Source organism: Cetobacterium somerae ATCC BAA-474 (assembly GCF_000479045.1).
Lineage (GTDB): Bacteria > Fusobacteriota > Fusobacteriia > Fusobacteriales > Fusobacteriaceae > Cetobacterium_A > Cetobacterium_A somerae.
In genome coordinates this window covers 1-22,291 of sequence record NZ_KI518055.1, presented here as the reverse complement: position 1 = coordinate 22,291, position 22,291 = coordinate 1, and the positions used below count along the sequence as shown (strand labels likewise).

Genomic DNA, 22,291 nt, shown 5'->3' with positions numbered 1-22,291 from the left:
TCACTATCCTTTTATAACTACTAAAACCTCAGCCTTTACATCTGTATGTAATTTAACAATTACTGTATGTTCTCCTAAGCTCTTAATAGTGCACTCTATTTTTTTTCTATCTATATCTAGTCCAAATTCTTTTTTTAATTCAGCAGAAATCTCTTTATTTGTTATTGCTCCAAATAGTTTTCCATTATCTCCTGTTTTTCCAACTATTGATAATTTTTTACTCTCTAATAATGCTTTTACTTCAATCGCTTTTTTCTTTTCTTCTTCAGCTTTTTTAGCATCTCTTATTTTTTTATTCTCTATCTTTTTTAACTCCTCTGGAGTTGCTACAATTCCTTTATTATTTTTTAATAGGAAGTTTTTTGCATACCCTTCAGAAACACTTACAATCTCTCCTTTTCTTCCTTGTCCTGCCACATCCGCTGTTAAAATTACTTGTATTTTTGACATAAAAACTCCTCCTAATTATTTTATGATTTTACTATTTTAATTTTTATTCCACTAGCTAATGCTCCAAAAATAAATGCAAATTCTGGAGATATTAAAGCTAAAAATACACCTACTGTAAAACATAAAGATTGTTTTTTTACTTTTTCATTTAATATACTTGCAACAATCTTCATAAAATACATTATGTAAACTATTTTTAAAACTTCTAATATATTACTTGTTAAATTTCCTCCAAAAGAAGTATATTTCTCTATAAAAAATACAACTATATAAGGAATTAACCATAAATATGAAGCTTCCCACTTAAAGAAATCTTCTTTATTTAAAAAGTAATATGTTAAAAATACTGTCATATTTAAATACGCAAATACTAAATATGTAAAATTATCTTTAATATACTTAAATGCCATATCTACTTCATATTGAGTAAATGTTGTTTTTTGTAAATATAAACTTTTTAATTGTTCAAATCCTATATTTAACCCAACTCTATTAAAATATATGTATATACAAACTCCAATACCTATCAATAAGCTTGTTATAAATATTCTATCAAAATATTGTGTTTTTCTGTCATATCTTTTTAATATATAGTAAAGAACTTCTATTGAAACAAAAACTCCAATATAAGTTACTAAAAAATGTATATCTATCCAACCTATAGCAACTAAAGCAACTACATTGGCTATAATTTTAGTTTTTAAATCTGCATTTTCTAATTTTTTGATTTTATAATATGGTAAAATCCAACTTAAAAAAGGCATCGAGGTAGAAACTAAAAATAATGCTGCTATTATTATTCCTGTTATTAAAAACATTAATCCTCCTAAAACTTTATCAGGATAATTATACCATAAAGGTAGAGTTTTGTTAAGCTATATTATTTCTCCTCCAAAAAAATCTATTATTTTTTTAGAAAAATCCTCAGTTTCTCCTCTATCTTTATTTTTATTAACCTCTTGCAATTCATATTTTATCATAATTTTTGACTTAAGAACTTTTCTTGCTACATCTAAGAACAATGTTCTATAAGGTTCTGTTTCCATCATATTTTTTGCAAATCCCTGATCTTCTGGAAACCCAATAGTTAAAGTGTTGTTTGAAAAATCTTTAAAATATGCTTTAATTAAAAATGCTCCAAATGTCATTTTTACTTTTTTAGACTCTTCTATTATTTTATTCCAAGATTTTTTTACTTCATCATAAGTTACTTTAGATACAATTTCTTGATTAACATCATTTTCTGAAATGTCTACTACATCCTTATCAACTTCTTGAACTTTTTCTATAATTTTCTCAACTATAACCTCTTTTTCTTTTCTCTCTGTTAATCTATTTAAAATAACATATCCAATTAGACGTTTATCCTCTTCATAACGAAATTTCGATAAAATATCATAAATTGTGTCAATTATTTCTAGACCTTTTTCAGTTTCTAAATCACCTTTTATAATTCTATCTTTAGCTCTTTTGGCTAAATCTTTAAAAAATAACTCTATATCTATAGAATTTTTCCAGATATCTTCTAAAAGTTCAATTCCTTGAGACTGATTTTTATTCTCTATAGCTTCTATAAATAAATCTATAGTTTTCAAAGGAGTTATTCCTAATACATCCTCTGTTTTTTCAATTACAATATTTTTTTCCTCTGTATTTATCATAAGTCTTTCTAAAATTGATATTGAATCTCTCATGCTTCCACCAGAAGCTTCATAAATAGCGACTAAACTAGGTTCATCTATTTTATATCCTTCGCTATCTACTATATATAGTAATTTCTCTCTCATATCTCTATAATTAACACTTTTAAAATCATATCTCTGACATCTTGAGATGATAGTTGGTAAAATTTTATCAGGCTCTGTTGTAGCTAAAATAAATAGAACATGCTCTGGAGGTTCCTCTAAAGTTTTTAAAAGAGCATTAAAAGCTTCTTTAGTTAACATATGAACTTCATCTATTATGTAAACTTTTTTTCTTCCCTTAGTTGGGCTATAATTTATCTTTTCTTTTAATTGTCTTATTTCATCGATTCCTCTATTTGAAGCTGCATCTATTTCAATTAAATCTAAAAAATTTCCCATAGAAATCTCTTTACAATTTTCACATACGTTACAAGGTGTATCTGTTATACCATTTGTTAAACAGTTTACACCTTTTGCCATAAGTCTAGCTATAGATGTTTTTCCTACACCACGAGGTCCTGTAAATAAATAAGCGTGTGCTAACCTATTAGATTTCAATGAGTTTTTTAAAGTCTGAACAATCTCTTGCTCTCCTGCAATCTCTTCAAAACCTTTTGGTCTGTATTTTCTATATAATGTTACGTGCATTTTTTCCTCCTAAGGCCTAGAGTTTTACTCTAAGCCATAGTTATTCATCTTTGTTCTCAATGTATTTCTTGTTATTCCAAGTAGTTCAGCTGTTTCAACTTTTTTACCACTTGTTATCTCTAAAACCTGACGTATTAACTCTTTTTCTACTTTTGATATTATTATCCCATAATAGTTATTTTGTTTATTATTTTTTAATCCTAGAAGCTCTCCCTCTATCCAATCAGTTAATACCCAACTTTGGTTATCTCCTTTTCTTTTAGATATTTTATTTCCTGTTACATTTCCAGGTAATTCTTCAACTAGAATAGAGCTTCCTCTACAAAGAGCTACTGCTGACTTTATAGCATTTTTTAATTCATTTACATTTCCTGGCCAATCGTATCTCATTATTTTTTTCATTGCAGGTTTACTTACACCTTTTACAGCTTTATGTAACTCTTCATTACAACTAGATAAATAATGATCTATTATAAATGGAATATCATCTTTTCTCTCTCTTAGTGGTGGTATATTAATCTCTAATATTTTTAATTTATTATACAATTCATCAATAAATAATTTTTTATTAATTAATTCTTCTAAATTTTCACTTGTAGTAGCTACTATTCTTATATCCATTTCGATAGGTTCAGATCCACCCATTCTAAAAAATTCTCCCTCTTGTAATAAATACAAAATCTTTGATTGCATATCTAAGCTTAAAGACTCTATATTTCCTAGGTGCAGCGTTCCTCCATTAGCTTTTTCTAAATCTCCTATTTGTAAAAACGCTGCTCCTTCAAAGGCTCCTTTTTCATAACCAAATAACTTTCTTTCTAGAAGATTATTCTGAAAAGATGTACAATTTACTGATAAAAATGGCTTTGTATTCCAATCACTAAATTGATGTATCGCTGTTGCCACACTACTTTTTCCAGTTCCTTTCTCTCCCACTACTAAAACTGGAATTCTACTATTTGCAACTCTTCCAATCATCTTATATACTTCTACAATCTCTTTTGTTTGTCCTATTAATTTGTCTCCAGTATTTTTATTTCTGTCTACTCTTTCAGCTAAAAGTTTGTGATCTTTTACTGCTTTTTCTAAGATTTTATTAACATCTTTTGGACTAATTGGTTTTAAAATATAGTCATAAGCACCTGCTTTTATCACACCTGCAACTAATTTTAAGTTTGAAGTTTCTCCCATTATTATAATTACTGATCTTTTATGTGTTTCTGTAATTTTTTTAACAAGGTTAACTAATGCGTCTTGTTGTAAATTTGTTTCATCAATTACAACAGCCTCATATTTTCTCTCTTTTAATAGCTCCATAAAAGAACTAATATTTTCTGCAAACCTTAATTCATTTTCAAAATTACTTTCTAACTCATCTTTTAATTCATTTTCTAATCTAAATCCTAAAAGAGTCAAATCTCTTCACCATCCTCTAATTTTTACTTCTATTTATGAAGCTCCTAAAAGTTTAAAACTATATTCTAAATTAACATTCCCTTTTATATTTAATCCATTTTTTGTTAAATAGATTCTCCAAGTTCTTGCAATTTCTTCTATAGCCATATTTATTTCTGGAACTCCACTACCCTTTTCTATAAATACTGATGTAACTTTACCTGTTTCATCTATTTGTATTTTTAATAATACTTTACCTTGCATACCTCTTAGCTGAGCAGCTTCTGGATATCTAGGTTCTCTATTTCCTTGATCCCATTTAGCAACTACATCTCCATCTTCTACTCCTAATCTATAACCACTTGGAAGTCCATCAGCTCCGTTTTTTTCTACCATAGTTTTAAATCCTAGCTCCTCTTCTCCCTCTCCTTGAAAAGCTAAATCTTTACTACTTTCATCTAACTGATAATCTACGCTTTTATCTAAAATTGTATCATCTTTAGATATTGTTATATCTTTAGTTGGATCTATTGAAGATTTTTTTTCAGCTTCTTGCAAATCTTTTTTATTTAATAACTCATTCTTTAAATCACTATTTATCTCTCTAGTTGAAGGTTTATCAATGGCTAAGAACTCTGTCTCTCTCTTTGAAATACTTTTTGCTAAATCATCTAATGAAAGTTTTTTAGTTTCTTTTATCTCTTGTTTTTGCTCTACTGGTTTAGGTTCCTCTTTTTTAACAACTTTCTTTTCCTCTTTTTTCTCCTCTTTTATAGGAGTAACTTTTTTCTTTGGCTCTGGCTTTGTTGTTGTTCTTTTAGTATTTGTTTCAAGAGAAACTAAACCAACCTTTAACTTTTTATCAACTATTTCATCTATTTTAATTCCAGGAATCAAAAATAAAATAAGAAGGTTTATGATTACCGATGCTATAAATATTTTTAAATCATTATTTTGTCTATTCATAGATTCGCACCTACTTTCCAGGCGAAGCTGTATCTATATCTAAAGAAATAGCTCCTGCCTCTTTAGCTGCTGTCATCGTATCTACAATTATACCATGATTAACACTTTTGTCAGCACTAATGATAACATTTTTACCTTCTGATTCAATAAGCTTTTGTGCAAGTTCCTCTTTTAAATCTTTTGCACTTACTTTTTCCCTCTTACTTTTTCCTTTATCCTTATAACTTATAAAAAATTCTTTATCTTTCGTTACAATAACTTGCAACTCATTAACTGGCTTAGTACTTTTTACCGTAGATGTAGGTAAATCTATTTTTATACTACTATTAACATCTTCAAAAGTTGTAGCAACTAAAAAGAATATTAGCAACAGAAATACTACGTCTATTAAGGGAGTTAATTCAAGTATTAAAGAATTACCTGATCTTCTTTTAATTCTATTAAGTTTCATGCTCCCCCTCCTTTATTTTCTAAAGTAGTTTATTAACTCTGCACTACCCTTTTCCATATCATTAATCTGATCATCAATTTTTTTATTAAAATAGTTATATAAAATAATTGATGGAATAGCAACAAATAATCCTCCTGCAGTTGTCAATAGAGCCTGAGATATTCCACTTGCTAATACAGATGCATCTCCTGTTCCATGTAATGATACAGCTTGGAATGCTTTTATCATACCTGTAACTGTTCCTAATAAACCAATTAATGGTGTTGTATGAGCAACTACTGATAAAAGCCACATATTTCTTTCTAATTTTGGAACTTGAGCTAAAGCTACTTCTCTAGCTTTCTCTTCTAATGTCTCTACATTTGTACTTCTTGTTTTGTACCAATAGATTAAAACTTCCTTTATAACCTTAGCAGTTGAACTTTTTTGATTTCCTAAAGTTGTAATTGCCCCTTTAATATCGTTCTTTTCAATTGCACTACGTAATATAGGTCTTATTCTAGACATATCTATATTCTCATTTACTCTAAAATAAATTGCTCTTTCTATTATTACATACAACCCTAATATTGACATAAAAACTATAAAATACATAAGTATTCCACCATTAACTAACCAGTACATTCTATAGACCTCCTAATCTTTTGTGTTGTAATTTTAATTATAATGCTATTCCCAATGTAACTAATGCAACTACTCCTATTATGTACTTCCAAATTGGAGTTCCGCTATCAGTTTCAGTTAGACTCTTATTCATTGAATCGTTTGTTTCATTTATTTGAATAACTTGTTTTTGATCTTTAAACTTATCTGCAGTTATATTTTTATCATCTATTTTTATAACTTTTTTTTCTAACTGTACATTACTTTCTTTTGGATAACTTTCTAGTTGCTCTTTATTTACACCAGTTACCTGCTTATCAATAACTACATCCTCATTAGCAAAAACCCCTAAAGATAAAACCATTAAACCTGTAATAACTAATTTCTTCATATGTTCTCTCCTCCGTTAAAAAAATCTTTATATTTTTCAGAAAGTTTTAAATTCTCTCTTTTTAACTGCTCATAATATACTTTTGCTAAATCTTTTTTCTCAATTTTTAAATTTAAAAATATTAATTTCTCTAAGAAATAATCTTTATTTTTACTTTCTGTTCTTAACAATTCATCATATTGAGCTATTGCATCTTTAAAATTATTTAAATTCTCATATCCCTCTGCTGATCTTATTTTTGATTCTAGTGCGTATTCACTTGTAGGATATAAAACATAAAGTTTAGTATAATTTCTAACAGCTTCTTTTGTTAATCCAGTATTTTTTTCAATATTAGCCACTTGATACAATGCTTTATCTTTATATGCACTATTTTCTAAAACTAATATACTTTCATAATATTCCTTTGCTTTTGAAAAATCTTTTTTAGAATAATAATAATCTCCTAGTCCTAATGCTCCAAAATCTTTATAATCATTGGTTACTATTAATTTTTCAAATTCAACTTTTGCTTCTTCATGCTTTTTCTCTCTTTGAAGATGTTTTGCCATATAGTAACTTTTTTTGTTATCATTAGTTATTTTATTTATCCACTCTAATTCTTTTTGAATATTTTTAGTATTTTCAGATAACTCTATTATTTTCATAAGAGATTTTTCTTTTAAAACATCATCTTTAGTTTCACCATATAGTTTTTCATAAGTTTTTAAACTATTTGTATTATTTCCTTGAATTCCATATAGCTCCCCCTCCATTAAAAGAATATTATCTTTTAATTTTGAGTTAGGATATGATTTAAAAAATTCTTTACTTTTAGCATCAAACTCATTTGTATTTTTTAGTAGATATAAAGATGAAATCTCCCAATACAATCCTTTTTCTTTATATTCTGGATTTTTTGAGTTTTGTGCACTTATTCTATATGCATCTATTGCATCTTGGTATCTCTTTTCACTATAATATGTTTCTCCTATTTGAAACTGTGCATAATCTCCCATATTTGAAACTAATTTTAACTTCTCAAAATACTCTCTTGCTTTTTCTGGATTATCTAGTCTAAAGTAACTAATTGCAACTTTATCAACAACATCCTCTAATGCATATAAGTTATCTCCAGCTATATAAGCCTCTCCTGAATTTATTGCATCTGAATACTTTTCCCATAAAAAATAATTTTTTATTACATTGTATTTTGATTTTTCATAAAGAGATTTATCAACGTTATCTCCACTATTTAAAATTTGATTAAAATACATTTCTGCTTCATCGTATCTTCCCATTCCCATAGTAGCAATTCCCTTTTGATAAGTATTTTCTAAAGAAGCATCTTGAATGTTTAAATATTGCATTACATCACTGTATTTTTTTTGAGCTATCATAACTTCTATCAAACTAGAAACAATTTCAGGATCTCTATTTACTGCTAAATATTCTTTATAAAGATTTATAGCTTGTTCTCCTTTGCCTTCTGCTAGTAAATTATCTGAAGTTATTATCGTTATATTTTTCTTATATTCTTGGTCACTTGGATATTTTGTATTATACTCTTTTATCAGATTATTTAACTTTACTCTATCCTTTGTTTTACTCAAGGTTACAATCATTTTATAAAGAGATTCTTTATTAGGAGATATATTATAATTTTTAGCATAATATTCTTCTGCTATTTTAAAATCTCCCTCTTGGAAAGCCGAAGTTCCAATTAGATTATTTATTGCAATCTCTTCTTCTCTACTTAAATTTAATCCAACTGCTAAGTTTCTGTTATTTAAAACCCACTTATAATTTTTATTTAAATACTCAATAGATAATTGATAGTATATACTTTCATTTTTATATTTTGTTGGGTATAATTTTCTAAAATTTTCTAAAGAATTTTTATAATCTTTCAACCTATATTGAGAAAGTGCTATTCCATACCACACATCTATATCTTTAGTTGTTATTTTATTATAATAAGATAATGCGACATCACTTGATCCTCTAACTAAATAGAAATCACCAAAACTTTTTAATGCTGTATTATATAATTTTGGATCCGATGATAAACTAGATAATATATTTTCAGCTTCTTTAGCATTACCCTGCTTTAAGTAAATCTCTATCATTGTTAAAACTGATAGAGTTTTATATTCTGAACTTACATTGCTATTTTTTACTTTTTTGAAATACTCCAATGCTTTTGATGTTTCATTTGTCTTATAATAAGAAGATCCATATAGATAATTAACTAAGTCTCTATTTGTACCAACTTTTGCACCTCTATAATATTCATCTAAATAAACTATAGTTTTTATATATTGAGAGTTATTATATGCTGCTAAAGCAAGATTTAGCACAACATCTTCATAGTTCTTTCCTTGTACACTTAAAGCACTTGTAAGCTCCCTTTGAGCCCTGATATAATCTTTATTATCCATATAACCCTTTCCTATTGATAATAAAGCTTCTTCATAGTCATTTTTCCCTTCAGGAGTCGTTCTAACTATTAAATTTGCTGCTTTAGATGCTGTATCAAAATCTTTTAACCCTATATAAGATTTAGTTAAATATAAATATATATTATTACTTTCATTTTGATTTAATTTTAAATCTTTTAAACACCCGTTTAAAGTGTTTATTGCTTCTTGATATCTTCCCTCTACGTAATAAACTTGTCCCATTCTTATTTTTATATTTTTTATATATTTAGAACGTGGATATTTTGTTATAAAATTATTAGACTCTTGAAGTGCCATAGAATATTTTCTCTGAATAAACAGCTCATCCAAAAATTTAATATCCTCTTTTTCTGAGGCAATTAACCCAGAACATATTAAAAGTCCAGCAATAAATAGTTTTAATTTTCTCACGTTGTCCCCACCTCTCTTAATACCTTTCTTATTTCATCTACGGCTACTCTAGTATCTTTGCACGGCGTATTTATAATTTTATTAAAAACTCCGTAAACTGGTATTGGAAATGAATCTCTAACTCCAGAAGTTAAATCCCTTTTACAAGCTACAGCTATTACTAAGTTAGGTCTCTCTTCTTTTAAGTATAATCTAGCCAATGTTCCACCAGTAGCCACTTTTATGCTAATATGTTTAAATTCATCTTTTAATCTTATAATTTCAGATATATCACACAATCCACACATTTTACAATTTTCTATATTATTTGTTATTTTTAAATTACAATCATACTTTTGTATACAGTGAGGTAATAATATTGCTATCTTTTTTATTTTCTCTTTTTTTATTTTTTTTAAGACTCTCTTATTGTTAAAATTTATAAACTTTTTTGCGCTATTATTATCATATGGATTTTTAGTTATATATTCCAATAGTAAATACCTGAAGTATTGAAGTTCATATATAATTTTTAGTATATAAAATTTGCTCATTATTTCTCCTTAAATGAAAAAATATTATCCAAATTATACCATAAAGAATTTATCTTTGCAAAATAAAAACTAGCTCACTCTGTAAGCTAGTTTTTATGATCTAGTCTTTCAAAGCTAAAGGCATTACTATATAAGTATAATTATCTTCTTGTATATTTCTTGTTCTTACAGCACTATTTGATGTTGTAAACTCCAATGTGATAATATCTTTATCACTTGATTGAACAAACTCTAATAAGAACTTCACATTTAAAGAAATCTTAAGATTATCTCCTTCATAATTTACTTTTGCAATCTCTTTAGCCTTTGCAATCTCTCCTATTCCTTCAATTTCAATATCATTTCCAGATAAGGTAAATATTGCTCCAAACTTTGATTCTGAATTGTTTTTTACAAAAATTTGAATTCTTTTTAACATTTTTTCGAATTCAACTCTATTTATTTGTAATTTCTTGTTATATCCACTAGCTTCTAATATTGTTTTATAGTTTGGGAATGGTAAGTCAATAACTCTACTTATTATTGAGATATTTCCTAACTTAAAGTATAACTGCTTGTTTTTTTGTGTAAATGCAATCTCTTCTTCATTTCCGTTTCTTAATAATTTAGACATTGCATCTATTGTATTTATCGGGATACTAACTTTAAAAGTTCCGTCACTATCTAAATAGTCGTGCTCTAAATATGTTAAACGATAAGTATCTGTAGATATAAACTTTATTTTATTATTTTCAATCTCTACTCTTATACAATTTATTGATAAATTGTCACTAGACATCGAAGCTGAAAACTTTACTTTATCAAAATAATCAGCTAAATCTAATTTTTTTAATTTAAACTCGAACTCGTTATCTTCTAACTCTGATTCTTGAATTTTAGGAAACTCTTCTGCATTCATTAACATAAACTCAGAAGCTGAATCTGATGTTTCTATTGTTAAAACATCTTCTTTTATATTTAAAGTAATCTCTTCATCTTTGATTTCCTTTAAGTACTCTTCTACTAAATTATGTTGAAAAACAGCCTTTCCCTCTGCTATTACATCACATTCCATATGTGTTGATATTGTTAACTCTAAATTTGTTCCACAAAACCATAATCTATTCTCTCTTGTTTCCATATAAACATAAGAGATTATGGGTCTAATTTTATTTTCATTGATTGCTTTTTCTACTATTTTTATCTTCTTTAGAAATTCTAATCTATTAACTTTTAAAATCAATTTAACCTCCTTGCTTTTAATAGTAATAGTTTCCTTTTAGTAAGTCACTATAACGTATTCTTAATTTTTCTAATGTTTTTTGCTCAATCTGTCTTACTCTTTCTCTTGTTATGCTAAAACTTTGCCCAATATCTTCTAAAGTATGAATTTGGTTTCCATCAAATCCAAATCTAAGTTTTAATATCTGTTTTTCTCGATCGTTTAATTTATTTAATATCTCTTTTATCTGAGATGTACTCATCTCTCTAATTAGATTATCCTCTAAATCATTGTGCATCTCACTAGCTATAGTATCTTCTAAGCATATATCTTCTCCTATTGGAGAACTAAGAGATATTGTTTCTTGAAACTCCAGCATTAAATCTTGAACTTTTTCTAAATTTATACTTAATCCATCTGATATTTCATATATACTTGGATAATCACCTTTTAACATAACGGTATCCATTATAAATTTATTTATTTTATTCAACATATCATGTTTATATGACGGTATCCTTATCTCTCTACCTTTGCTTATTATAGCTTTACTTATAGCTTGTTTAATCCACCAAACAGCATATGTTGAGAATCTATACCCCTTCTCTACATCAAATTTTTCAATTGCATGAATTAAACCAAAGTTACCTTCACTAATTAAGTCTATAAAACTCATACCTTTACTTCCATATTTCTTGGCTACATTAACTACTAATCTCAAATTACATAAAATTAATCTTTCTCTTGCTTCAATATCACCATTTTTTGCTTTTCTTAAAAGTAATATCTCTTCATCTTTTCCTAACACTTCATACTCTTTTATATCATCTAGATAAAATGAAACTAAATCTTTTTCTGTCATACACACCCCATACCCTCATTAGTTATCTTTTTCTATTTTGAATCTCCGTGTTGCTTATTTAATTTTTTTATTTATGAATTTCTTTTAATGTAATTAATAATTTAAGTATAACTTGCAAAATTTCTTTTTAATAAAATTCTTCTTTTAACTCTCTTGTCATTAGCTCTTTAACCTTTTCTTTTGTGTTTGCTCCCTCGTATATTATCTCATAAATTGCCTCAACTATTGGCATGCTTATTCCTAACTCTAACTTTTTAGCATACACAGCCTTAACTGTAGGTACACCTTCAGCAACCATTACCATACTATTTAAGATGTCCTCTATTTTTTCACCTTTTCCAAGTCTTTCACCAACATATCTATTTCTACTATGTTGACTAGCACAAGTTACAACTAGGTCCCCAATCCCAGTCAATCCTGAAAATGTTCTTTCATCAGCTCCCATAACTTTTCCAAATCTTATCATCTCTGCGATTCCTCTTGTTATTAAAGCAGCTTTTGCGTTATCTCCATAACCTAATCCATCTGCGATTCCTGCTCCTATTGCTAAACAGTTTTTTACTGCTCCTCCTAGCTCTACTCCTGCTATATCTTCACTTACATAAACTCTAAAGTTTTCTGTGTTGAACAGTTCTTGAACTTTTTTAGCATTCTCTAGCTCTCCTGCTGCAACTATAGTTGTTGGTAGCTCTTGAGCTACTTCTTCTGCATGAGTTGGACCAGATAAAATCACTATATTTTTATGGTATTTTCCTTTTATCTCATCTTTCATAACATGAGATAACGTTTCTCCACTTAAAACTTCTATTCCTTTTGCTGTATTTATTAATATCATACCCTCTTCAATTTGTGAAGATACTATCGCCATTACACCTCTTAATACTTGTGATGGTACAGAGAAAATGACATATTTAACATTAGCCAAAAGTCCATCTAATTCCCACGTAACTTTCAGATTATCCGGAAATTTTACTCCTGGAAGCAATCTCTTATTTTCTTTTTCCAGATTTAATTTTTCAGCAATCTCTTTATTATGTTCCCACATTACAACTTCATAACCTTTTTTTGCTAAAATCATTCCTAAAGCTGTTCCCCAGCTTCCTGCTCCTATTACAACTACTTTTTCCATTTAATTTATCTCCTTACTTTAAATTAAATTTATTTTCTTTCCCTTCCATGAGCCTTTGAATATTTGCTTTATGTTTATAAATTACAAATATTCCAACTATTAGAGATATTACCACTAATGGAAGTCTAGTTGCGTCATCTCTTACAGGCATAAAATATGCTAAAATTGGTAATAACCCTGCACATATAACTGATCCTAAAGAGATGTATTTACTAATTCCTACCACAAGTATAAATACCAATACCAAAACGCCTACCACTTTTGGCATTAAGAAAAGAAAAACTCCTAAGCTTGTTGCTACCCCTTTTCCACCTTTAAATTGTAAAAAGAATGAAAAAGTGTGACCTAGTATAGCTACCAAACCTAATAATATAATATATATGCCACCAATATCAAATAAACTTGCTATATAAAGTGGAATATATCCTTTTAAAGCATCTAATATTAGAACCATTATACCATACTTTGGTCCTAAAATTCTATAAGCATTTGTTGCACCAGAGTTTTTGCTTCCATATTCTCTTATATCAATATTTTTAACTCCCTTTCCTAACCAAACACCACAAGGAAGTGAACCAAATATATATGCAATTACTGCAAATATTAAAAACTTTATCATAAAGCCCTCCTATTTTTTAACTAATCTTCCCACTACTTCAATATGGCTTGTTTGAGGAAACATGTCCACTGGTTTTACTCTAACTAACTTATATCCTTCTCTTTCTAAAATTTCTATATCTCTAGCAAAAGTTGATGGATTACAAGATATATATACAATCTCTTCTATTCCAACTTTAGATATATTTATTAGACTTTCCTCATCAATCCCTTTTCTTGGTGGATCTAATATTATTGAATCCACTTTTTCTGCTTTTATTAATTTTCCTAGCTCTTTATTTACATCCCCACATATAAATTGAACATTTTCTATATTATTTTCTTTTGCAGTTTGAATTCCATCTTTTACAGCTGATTCTACAATTTCTATTGAGTAAACTTTCTTTGCTTTTTTAGATAGAATCATTCCTATTGTTCCAGTTCCTGCATAAGCATCTACAATTTTTTTGTTTTCTATATTTTCAAACATACTTATAGCTAAACTATATAATCTTTTTGTTTGATCCAAGTTTATCTGGAAAAAAGATGTTGGAGATATATTAAAATGAATATTATCAATATCCTCTTTAATTGTTTTTTCTCCAAAAATAAGTAGATTTTTATGGCCTAAAGCTACATTCGTTTTTCTATCATTTAACGAAATATAAGTCGATGTAATCTCTTTAAACTTATCCATTACCTCTTTCAAAATACTTTTAATTTTTTCAGAAACTTTTGTATCATTTATTATTAAAACTAACATAGCTTCATTAAAAGAGTTTGTTCTAACCATTACATGTCTCAATATTCCTGAATGTTTTTTTTCATCATACACAGTTACTTTATTTTTATTTAAAACATTTTTTAACTCTGTGATTATTTTATTTCCTAATACTGAATTCAACATATTATCTTCTACTTGAAATACATCATGACTTTTTCTTTTAAAGAATCCAGTTATAATTTCTTGTCCATTAAAAGAAAATGGTTCAATAACTTTATTTCTATAGTTTTTTTCAATAGGTGATTCTAATGTGTCCTCTATTAAAACTTCACTATTTTTACCTATTCTTCTTATTACATCCTCTACCATCTCTTTTTTATATTTTAACTGAGCAGTGTAATCTAGCATTCCAAAATCACACCCTTGAAAATCTTCGAAAGTTACATGATTTAAATCTTTAATTCTTTCAGCTCCAGGAGTTATAATCTCCTTTATTAAAGCTCTTCCATAACTCTTTTTTAAAGAAATTATCTCAACTTTTAAAATATCTCCAGGGACAGACATAGGCACAAACATAGCAAACTCGCCATTGTAATAACCTAATCCCTCTCCACCGTAGACTATTTTTTCTATCTTAATTTCAACTATTTGTCCTTTTTCTAGTTTCATAAATACTCTCCTTTATTTTTAAAAAGAGCTATCATCTATTTTAAAGAAATTTATCTTTTCAGAAATAACCATATTTTTTTGTTTATTCATTTCTTGTTCTATTTTACTTAAATCCATGAGTAAGTCATATTCATATATTCTTTTACTTCTCTCTTTTTCAAGCTCTCTTAACTCTCTTTCAATCTTCAAATTACTTTTTTCTAAATATGAGATTGTTCTTATAAGGTACCCATAAAATGACCAGATTAAAATTATACCAACAAGTGTTAATAAAACTTTTTTTCTCTTCATCAGGTCCTCCTTTTATTTTTATAATTTTTCGATAACTCTTAATTTAGCTGAATGCGCTCTATTGTTAAATTTTAACTCATCTTGACCTGAAGTTATTGGCTTTCTATTTACCAATTTACCTTTAGGTTTTTCGTTACATACACATATTGGAATCTCTTTTGGACATTTACATCCTGTACAAAGATCTCTAAACATATTTTTTACAATTCTATCTTCTAAAGAGTGGAACGTTATTATTGCTAAACGTCCTCCTTTTTCTAAACTATTAAAAGATTTTGTTATCGCATTTTTTAATACATCTAATTCTCTATTAACTTCAATTCTAATAGCTTGGAAAACTTTTTTAGCTGGATGTTTTTCACTTCTTGGTGGATAAGCTTTTCTTATTATCTCTACAAGTTCTCCAGTTGTTTCAATAGGCTTTTCCTCTCTTCTTTGACAGATCAATCTAGCTACCTTTCTAGCAAATCTATCCTCTCCGTATTCAAAGAAAATTCTAACTAATTCTCCTTCTTCGTATTCATTAACAACTTCATAAGCTGACAACACTTCTTCTCTATTCATTCTCATGTCAAGCTTTGTATCATATCTATATGAAAACCCTCTTTCTGGATCATCAAGTTGAGTAGATGAAACTCCAATATCCATAAGAATTCCTGTAACTTCATTAGCCCCAGCCATATACAGAACTGTTTCTATATTTTCGAAGTTACTTTTATATACAGACCATTTTTTTCCATATTTCTCAAGTCTTTTTTTTGCAAATTCTATTGCTTGATCATCTTGATCTATAGAAATTAATCTTCCTTTATCACTAATTTCTTTTAATATACCTTCAGAGTGTCCTCCTCCTCCTAAAGTACAATCTACATATATACCATCTTTATCTGTTATTAAATTTTCTAATGTTTCATAATATAAAACTGGTATGTGGTATTCACTTTCTATTTCGTGCATTTTTGTTCCTCCTACAAAAAATAGAGAAGCCATTGGCCTCTCTATTCTATTATAATAAATAAAAAATAATATATCTTAGAATCTTCAAAGCAAAATAAGCCAATACTGGTGACAAATCTATTCTAACATTTCCCATAGGTATCAAAGTCCTAAAAGGTTTTAAAATTGGCTCTGTTAAAGCATATACAAGATTTGTAAAGTCATTTCTTGAATATGGAGCTAACCAAGAGATTACTATTCTTATTAATATAAGTATATTCATAATTTCAAAAGCTAAATTTATAATTCTGTAAATTAAACCCATATTTTCTCCTTATTTCTCTCCTAAAAAGTAATGTTTTGCTTTTACCGAGTATTCCCATCCAGACCAAATTGTTAAAACAACTGGAATTAATGTCATATAAAAATAAATTGTTTTATACAAAGTTTCTTTTTCAGGAGTATTTCCTAGCCCAAAGAACAGCATAATTATAATCACAATCATTTGAGTAGTTGTTTTATATTTTCCTAAAATTCCTGCAGGAATCACTTCCCCTTTTGCTGCAGCTATAGTTCTTATCCCACTAATTAAAAATTCTCTTGCTATAACAACTATAGACATCCATGCTGGAATATAATCTAATTTTACAAAGATTACCAATGCTGATATAACAAGTATTTTATCTGCCAAAGGATCCATTATCTTACCCAAATCAGTTATTAAATTATATTTTCTTGCTATATATCCATCTAACCAATCTGTCAGCGATGCAAAAATAAATATACCAAACGCTATCATTCTATACAAAGTATGATGTGTAGTCCCTGCTGATTCTTGTAAAAAGTATATAAAAGGTATTGCTAATATTAATCTAATTGCTGTAAGTTTATTTGGCAAATTCAAGACTGACTCCTCCTTATTTTAAAACTATTTTATTTCGTTTTCTACAATTGCCCCTATATAGTCATATTCAAAATTTTGTTCTATTTTTACTTTTACTATTTCCCCTTGTTTTGCAGTTCCATCATTTGTTAAAACTTTTCCATCTATATCTAAGGCTTGTCCTCTAGTTCTTCCCTCTAGCATAAACTCACTCTCTGAAGAAATACCGTCAATCATAACTTCAACAACTTTTCCAATCATTGCTCTATTTTTTATCTCTGCAATTTCAGCTTGTAAATTTGTTAATTCAGCCCATCTTTTTTCTTTTATTTCTTCTGGAACTTGATTCTCTAAATCATGTGCAACAGTTCCCTCTTCTCTAGAGTACTTAAATACACCTACATAATCAAATTTAAACTCTTTTATAAAATCTTTTAACTCTTCAAAATCTTCTTCTGTTTCTCCTGGGAATCCTACAATTACAGTAGTTCTGATTGTTGCTTCAGGAATTTCAGTTCTTATTTTATTTAAAATTGATTTTATATGATCACCTGATTTTGCTCTAGCCATATTTTGTAGTATATTTCCTGAAATATGTTGAATTGGAATATCAAAATATTTACAAACTTTTGGTTCATTTTTTATAACTTCAACTAGTTCATCTGTTAATGAGTTAGGGAACATATAATATGATCTAATCCACTCTATTCCATCTACTTTTGCTAATTCTTTTAATAAATCAGGTAAAGCTTTCTTCTTATATAAATCAATTCCATACTCTGTTGTTTCTTGAGCTAATAAATTTATTTCTCTAACTCCATTTGCTGCTAAAGCTTTTGCTTCTTCTACAATATCCTCTATTGTTCTACTTCTTAAATTTCCTCTAAGTTGAGGTATAATACAATACGTACATCTTCTATTACATCCTTCAGCTATTTTTAAATAAGCTGTGTGAGGATTTGTTGTTAAAATTCTTTCTGTTCCTGCATCTGCTAAGAATTCAAAAGAATCACATCTCACAATTTTAGAATCCTCTAAAATTGTATCTACGATCTCTTCTATTTTATGTATTTCACCTGTACCAACTACAGCATCTATTTCAGGAATTTCTGAAATTAATTCATCAGCATATCTCTGTGCTAAGCATCCTGCAACAATTATTTTTTTTACTTTTCCAGAGTTTTTCTTTTCTGCAACTTCTAATATTGCTTGAATTGACTCCTCTTTTGCATCTCCAATAAATCCACATGTATTTACTAAAACAACATCTGCCTCTTCTAAATCATTTGTTATTTCAAATCCTTTTCTAGCTACCATTAGCCCTATTAAGTGCTCACTGTCAACTAAGTTTTTACTACAACCTAAACTTATTAAACCTAATTTCATTTTTTACCATCCTTCATTTTTTGTTGCTTTTATTTCTATACGGAAAAATAACACAGAGGTTGAAGTCCTCTGTGTTATCCCCCTTAATTTTAAAATTATTCAGCTGCCATTTCTTGTAATAATTTCTTTCTACTTAAACTGATTTTTCCATTTTCTGTAGAAATTACTTTTACTTCAAATGTGTCTCCAACTTTTAATACATCTTCAACATTAGCTACTCTTTCTAAAGATATTTCTGATACGTGAAGAAGTCCCTCTTTCCCTGGTAATATTTCCATGAAAGCTCCAAACTTAGCTATATTTACCACTCTTCCTAAATATACCTCTCCTACTTCAACATCTTTAACATATCCATTTACTAACTTTATAGTATCCTCTAAAACATCTAATCCTTTACAGAATATAGATACTCTTCCATCATCTTCTATATCAATAGTTGCACCTGTTGCTTCTATAATTCCTTTTATATTTTTTCCACCAGGTCCTATTAAAACTGCAATTTTATCCTTTGGAATTACCATTTGGTGAATTCTTGGAACAGTTGGTGCTAATTCATTTGTATTTGATATTGTGCTATTCATTAATTCTAATATTTGTAATCTAGCGTCTAAAGCTTGCTTTAAAGCTATTCTCATAATGTCCTCTGATATTCCTGCAATCTTCATATCCATTTGTAAAGCAGTTATTCCAGTCTTAGTTCCTGCAACTTTAAAGTCCATATCTCCTAAGTGATCCTCTAGACCCATTATATCTGTTAACACAACATAATCATCATCTTTTTTGATTAGACCCATTGCAATTCCAGCTACATGTTCTTTAATAGGCACTCCTGCATGCATTAATGCTAATGATCCTCCACAGATTGACGCTTGAGACGACGATCCATTAGATTCTGTTATTTCTGAAACTAATCTAACTGTGTATGGGAAATCTTCTACTGACGGCATTACATAGCTTAATGCTCTCTCTGCTAAAGATCCATGTCCTAGTTCTCTTCTTCCAGGTGCACCCATTCTTCCTGTTTCTCCAACTGAATATGGAGGGAAATTATAGTGTAGATAGAATTTTTTAAAATACTCTTCATCTAGCCCATCTATTAATTGCTCATCCTCTTTAGTTCCTAAAGTTGCTACAACTAACGCTTGTGTTTCTCCTCTTGTAAATAAAGCTGATCCATGTACAATTGGTAAAACATTTACTTCTGCTGCTAAGTCTCTAATTTCTGTTGTAGCTCTTCCATCTACTCTATGTTTATTGTATAAAATAGCATCTCTAACTTGCTCTTTCATTAAATCGTGATAATATTTTGCAAATTCTGCAACTACTTCTGCAGGAACTTCCTCTTCTCCAAAGTTTGTATTTACAAATTCTTCAAATAAAACTTCTTCTAATTGATCTACAGCTTCTTCTCTAGCTTTTTTTCCAGTTGTTAAAACAGCTTCTTTTAACTTAGTAGCTCCATTTTGATCGATAAAGTTTTTAACTATCGGCATTACTTCAGGTGCTTGGAACTCTATCTTCTCTTTACCAACTAAAGCTTGGAACTCCATTTGGAACTGACATAATTTCTTTATATTATCATGAGCAAACATTATAGCTTTTAACATTGTTTCCTCATCAATTTCTTTTGCTCCTGCTTCAACCATGTTGATGGCATCCATACTTCCAGCCACCGATAAATCTAATTCACTTATTTTTAATTGCTCTGGTGTTGGATTTAAAATAAACTCTCCATCTATCATTCCAACTACTACTCCAGCTACTGGCCCCATAAATGGAATATCAGATACTGTTAAAGCTACTGATGATCCAACAATTCCCATGAAATCAGGAGTACATACTCCATCATATGAAAGTGTTGTATTTACAATATGAACATCGTAATGAAACCCTTCTGGGAACATTGGTCTTATTGGTCTGTCTATTAATCTAGCTATCAGTGTAGCATTTGTTGATGGTCTAGCTTCTCTTTTATTAAATCCTCCTGGGAATTTCCCAGCTGCATAATATTTTTCTACATAATCTACTGTTAAAGGAAAGAAGTCTATTCCCTCTCTAGCACTTTTACTTCTGTTAACTGTACTTAATAAAATTGTATCACCATATTGAACCATTACAGCTCCGTTTGATTGTCTTGCTATTTTACCAGTTTTTAACGTTAATTGTCTTCCACCTATTTCTAAGCTTAAGCTTACTTCATTAAACATTAAGTTTCCTCCTTTTAAATTGGTAGAGGATAAATATAGCAAATAATAAGGAACTAAAACTAAAGATTTTAGCTTTAATCTCTTACTACTTACCTTATATTTATCCTCTATATTCTTACATTAAAGTATATCATTTTTACATATAAAAATCAAAATATATTTATTCAACATTCATATTATGAATCAAACCAAGAGCTATTCCCATAGTTACCATTGCACTTCCTCCATAACTGAAGAATGGCATTGGTAATCCAAAAACTGGTAGTAATCCAACAGCTACAAATATATTTATTATTACTTGAGTTATTATTTGAGCTCCCATTCCTAAGGCCAAGTATTTTCCAAAATAATTTTTACACTCTCTTCCTGTTACCATTATAAAATGATATAATGCAAAAAATAATCCAACAACTACAAACATACCCATTATTCCAAACTCTTCTCCAAAAGTAGCCATTATAAAGTCTGTATGTATCTCTGGAAGGTAACTATACTTTTGAACACCATTAGCATACCCTTTTCCAAATAACCCTCCACTACCAAAAGCATAAACAGATTGCTTCACCTGATAACCGTAATCATCTGAGTAGTTTCCAAAAAATAATCCATCTATATAACTTTTTATTCTCATTATCTTATAGGAAGCTCCCTCTTCGCTGGCATATTTATAAACCGCTGCTAGTCCACCTATACCTAATACTCCTCCTAAACAACTAACCCTTAAAATCCATTTATCTTTTAATTTACTCATGAATATCATAAATAACCAAATTGCTAAGTAGTGAATTGCTGTTCCCATATCTTTCTGAGCTAAAATTAACACACCATAAACTCCTAGGTATATTAAAGCATTTATTATTGTTACGCTCTCACTCAAATCATTATCTTCCGCTCTTGCCAAGCAATTTGCCATATTTATAACAAATGCACATTTTAAAATTTCAGCTGGTTGAATAGAAACTGGCCCTAGATTTATCCAACCATAGGCTCCATTTATCTTGGGAATAAATGGTAAATTCATTTTTCCTCCGATATACATTCCTAATAAAATAAAAATACTTGTTAGGAATATAAATCCATTTACCTTTCTATTACTTAAAATTTTATATGTCAATTTTAATTTTTTAATTTTTCCAGCATTACCAATAAAAAGATATATTATAAAAAAAATTAATATGTATACAAAGTGTTTTTTTATATTTTCAGGTTTCATATAAAAAGCTGCACTAACCATATTAATTGAACTTAAAACCATCAATATTACTATTATAAAAAACAATGAAAATCGTCTCTGTCTTAATCTAATCATTTTATTTTTAATTTTTTGTTGTTGATTTTTTAAATTTTCTTGAAAAAATTGTCCAGTTGTATTTTCCATTTAAATTCTCCCCTTAAAATTCTTTTTACAAAAAATAAAAAAATGGCGCTTCTT

General features: G+C 28.4%; 22 protein-coding genes. All 22 read right to left on the bottom strand.

Going from position 1 to position 22,291, the window contains the following annotated elements:
• Positions 1-3: 3 nt before the first annotated feature.
• A complete protein-coding gene (rplI, locus tag HMPREF0202_RS00130; RefSeq protein ID WP_023049577.1) occupies positions 4-450 on the bottom strand; it encodes a 50S ribosomal protein L9 in 447 nt (148 codons plus the stop codon).
• A 20-nt stretch (positions 451-470) separates the two neighbouring features.
• Entirely contained in the window at positions 471-1,268 is a 798-nt protein-coding gene (locus HMPREF0202_RS00125) for a hypothetical protein (RefSeq protein ID WP_023049576.1), read from the bottom strand.
• A 57-nt stretch (positions 1,269-1,325) separates the two neighbouring features.
• Complete coding sequence (gene dnaX, locus HMPREF0202_RS00120) at positions 1,326-2,783, bottom strand: DNA polymerase III subunit gamma/tau (protein ID WP_023049575.1); 1,458 nt, start codon at positions 2,781-2,783, stop codon at positions 1,326-1,328.
• Between the two features lie 24 nt (positions 2,784-2,807).
• The gene (locus HMPREF0202_RS00115; RefSeq protein ID WP_023049574.1) at positions 2,808-4,199 is read right to left on the bottom strand and encodes a sigma-54-dependent transcriptional regulator; all 1,392 of its coding nucleotides are present in this window, start codon (positions 4,197-4,199) and stop codon (positions 2,808-2,810) included.
• A 33-nt stretch (positions 4,200-4,232) separates the two neighbouring features.
• Positions 4,233-5,144: an energy transducer TonB gene (locus HMPREF0202_RS00110; RefSeq protein WP_023049573.1), complete on the bottom strand. Its 912-nt coding sequence runs from the start codon at positions 5,142-5,144 to the stop codon at positions 4,233-4,235.
• A 10-nt stretch (positions 5,145-5,154) separates the two neighbouring features.
• A complete protein-coding gene (locus HMPREF0202_RS00105; RefSeq protein WP_023049572.1) occupies positions 5,155-5,595 on the bottom strand; it encodes an ExbD/TolR family protein in 441 nt (146 codons plus the stop codon).
• A gap of 12 nt (positions 5,596-5,607) precedes the next feature.
• Positions 5,608-6,219 carry a MotA/TolQ/ExbB proton channel family protein gene (locus HMPREF0202_RS00100; RefSeq protein WP_023049571.1) on the bottom strand — a complete coding sequence of 204 codons (612 nt, stop codon included), beginning with the start codon at positions 6,217-6,219 and terminating at the stop codon, positions 5,608-5,610.
• A 37-nt stretch (positions 6,220-6,256) separates the two neighbouring features.
• Positions 6,257-6,589: a hypothetical protein gene (locus tag HMPREF0202_RS00095; RefSeq protein WP_023049570.1), complete on the bottom strand. Its 333-nt coding sequence runs from the start codon at positions 6,587-6,589 to the stop codon at positions 6,257-6,259.
• Positions 6,586-9,441, bottom strand: coding sequence for a tetratricopeptide repeat protein (locus tag HMPREF0202_RS00090; RefSeq protein WP_023049569.1), 2,856 nt, complete (start codon positions 9,439-9,441; stop codon positions 6,586-6,588). The genes HMPREF0202_RS00095 and HMPREF0202_RS00090 overlap by 4 nt, the downstream gene beginning before the upstream one ends.
• On the bottom strand, positions 9,438-9,974 hold the full coding sequence (locus HMPREF0202_RS00085) for a DUF116 domain-containing protein (protein ID WP_023049568.1): 537 nt from the start codon (positions 9,972-9,974) through the stop codon (positions 9,438-9,440). Before HMPREF0202_RS00085 ends, HMPREF0202_RS00090 begins: the two co-directional genes overlap by 4 nt.
• A 100-nt stretch (positions 9,975-10,074) precedes the next feature.
• A complete protein-coding gene (gene dnaN / locus HMPREF0202_RS00080) occupies positions 10,075-11,196 on the bottom strand; it encodes a DNA polymerase III subunit beta (RefSeq protein WP_023049567.1) in 1,122 nt (373 codons plus the stop codon).
• Between the two features lie 16 nt (positions 11,197-11,212).
• Positions 11,213-12,037, bottom strand: a complete 825-nt coding sequence (locus HMPREF0202_RS00075; RefSeq protein WP_023049566.1) for a sigma-70 family RNA polymerase sigma factor — start codon at positions 12,035-12,037, stop codon at positions 11,213-11,215.
• A 127-nt stretch (positions 12,038-12,164) separates the two neighbouring features.
• On the bottom strand, positions 12,165-13,166 hold the full coding sequence (locus tag HMPREF0202_RS00070) for an NAD(P)H-dependent glycerol-3-phosphate dehydrogenase (protein ID WP_023049565.1): 1,002 nt from the start codon (positions 13,164-13,166) through the stop codon (positions 12,165-12,167).
• A gap of 13 nt (positions 13,167-13,179) precedes the next feature.
• Complete coding sequence (gene plsY, locus HMPREF0202_RS00065; RefSeq protein ID WP_040405908.1) at positions 13,180-13,782, bottom strand: glycerol-3-phosphate 1-O-acyltransferase PlsY; 603 nt, start codon at positions 13,780-13,782, stop codon at positions 13,180-13,182.
• A gap of 12 nt (positions 13,783-13,794) precedes the next feature.
• Positions 13,795-15,156 (bottom strand): 23S rRNA (uracil(1939)-C(5))-methyltransferase RlmD, encoded by a 1,362-nt coding sequence (rlmD, locus tag HMPREF0202_RS00060; RefSeq protein WP_023049563.1) that lies wholly within the window; start codon positions 15,154-15,156, stop codon positions 13,795-13,797.
• Positions 15,157-15,174: 18 nt separating this feature from the next.
• The gene (locus tag HMPREF0202_RS00055) at positions 15,175-15,447 is read right to left on the bottom strand and encodes a hypothetical protein (RefSeq protein WP_023049562.1); all 273 of its coding nucleotides are present in this window, start codon (positions 15,445-15,447) and stop codon (positions 15,175-15,177) included.
• An 18-nt stretch (positions 15,448-15,465) separates the two neighbouring features.
• Positions 15,466-16,404 carry a 16S rRNA (cytosine(1402)-N(4))-methyltransferase RsmH gene (rsmH, locus tag HMPREF0202_RS00050; protein WP_040405906.1) on the bottom strand — a complete coding sequence of 313 codons (939 nt, stop codon included), beginning with the start codon at positions 16,402-16,404 and terminating at the stop codon, positions 15,466-15,468.
• A 49-nt stretch (positions 16,405-16,453) separates the two neighbouring features.
• Entirely contained in the window at positions 16,454-16,708 is a 255-nt protein-coding gene (locus tag HMPREF0202_RS00045) for a YggT family protein (RefSeq protein WP_023049560.1), read from the bottom strand.
• Between the two features lie 9 nt (positions 16,709-16,717).
• A complete protein-coding gene (pgsA, locus tag HMPREF0202_RS00040) occupies positions 16,718-17,287 on the bottom strand; it encodes a CDP-diacylglycerol--glycerol-3-phosphate 3-phosphatidyltransferase (RefSeq protein ID WP_040405889.1) in 570 nt (189 codons plus the stop codon).
• A 24-nt stretch (positions 17,288-17,311) separates the two neighbouring features.
• Positions 17,312-18,652 (bottom strand): 30S ribosomal protein S12 methylthiotransferase RimO, encoded by a 1,341-nt coding sequence (gene rimO, locus HMPREF0202_RS00035; RefSeq protein ID WP_023049558.1) that lies wholly within the window; start codon positions 18,650-18,652, stop codon positions 17,312-17,314.
• A 95-nt stretch (positions 18,653-18,747) separates the two neighbouring features.
• Positions 18,748-20,859, bottom strand: a complete 2,112-nt coding sequence (pnp, locus tag HMPREF0202_RS00030; protein WP_023049557.1) for a polyribonucleotide nucleotidyltransferase — start codon at positions 20,857-20,859, stop codon at positions 18,748-18,750.
• A gap of 160 nt (positions 20,860-21,019) precedes the next feature.
• Entirely contained in the window at positions 21,020-22,237 is a 1,218-nt protein-coding gene (locus HMPREF0202_RS00025) for an FtsW/RodA/SpoVE family cell cycle protein (RefSeq protein WP_023049556.1), read from the bottom strand.
• Between the last annotated feature and the right edge of the window lie 54 nt (positions 22,238-22,291).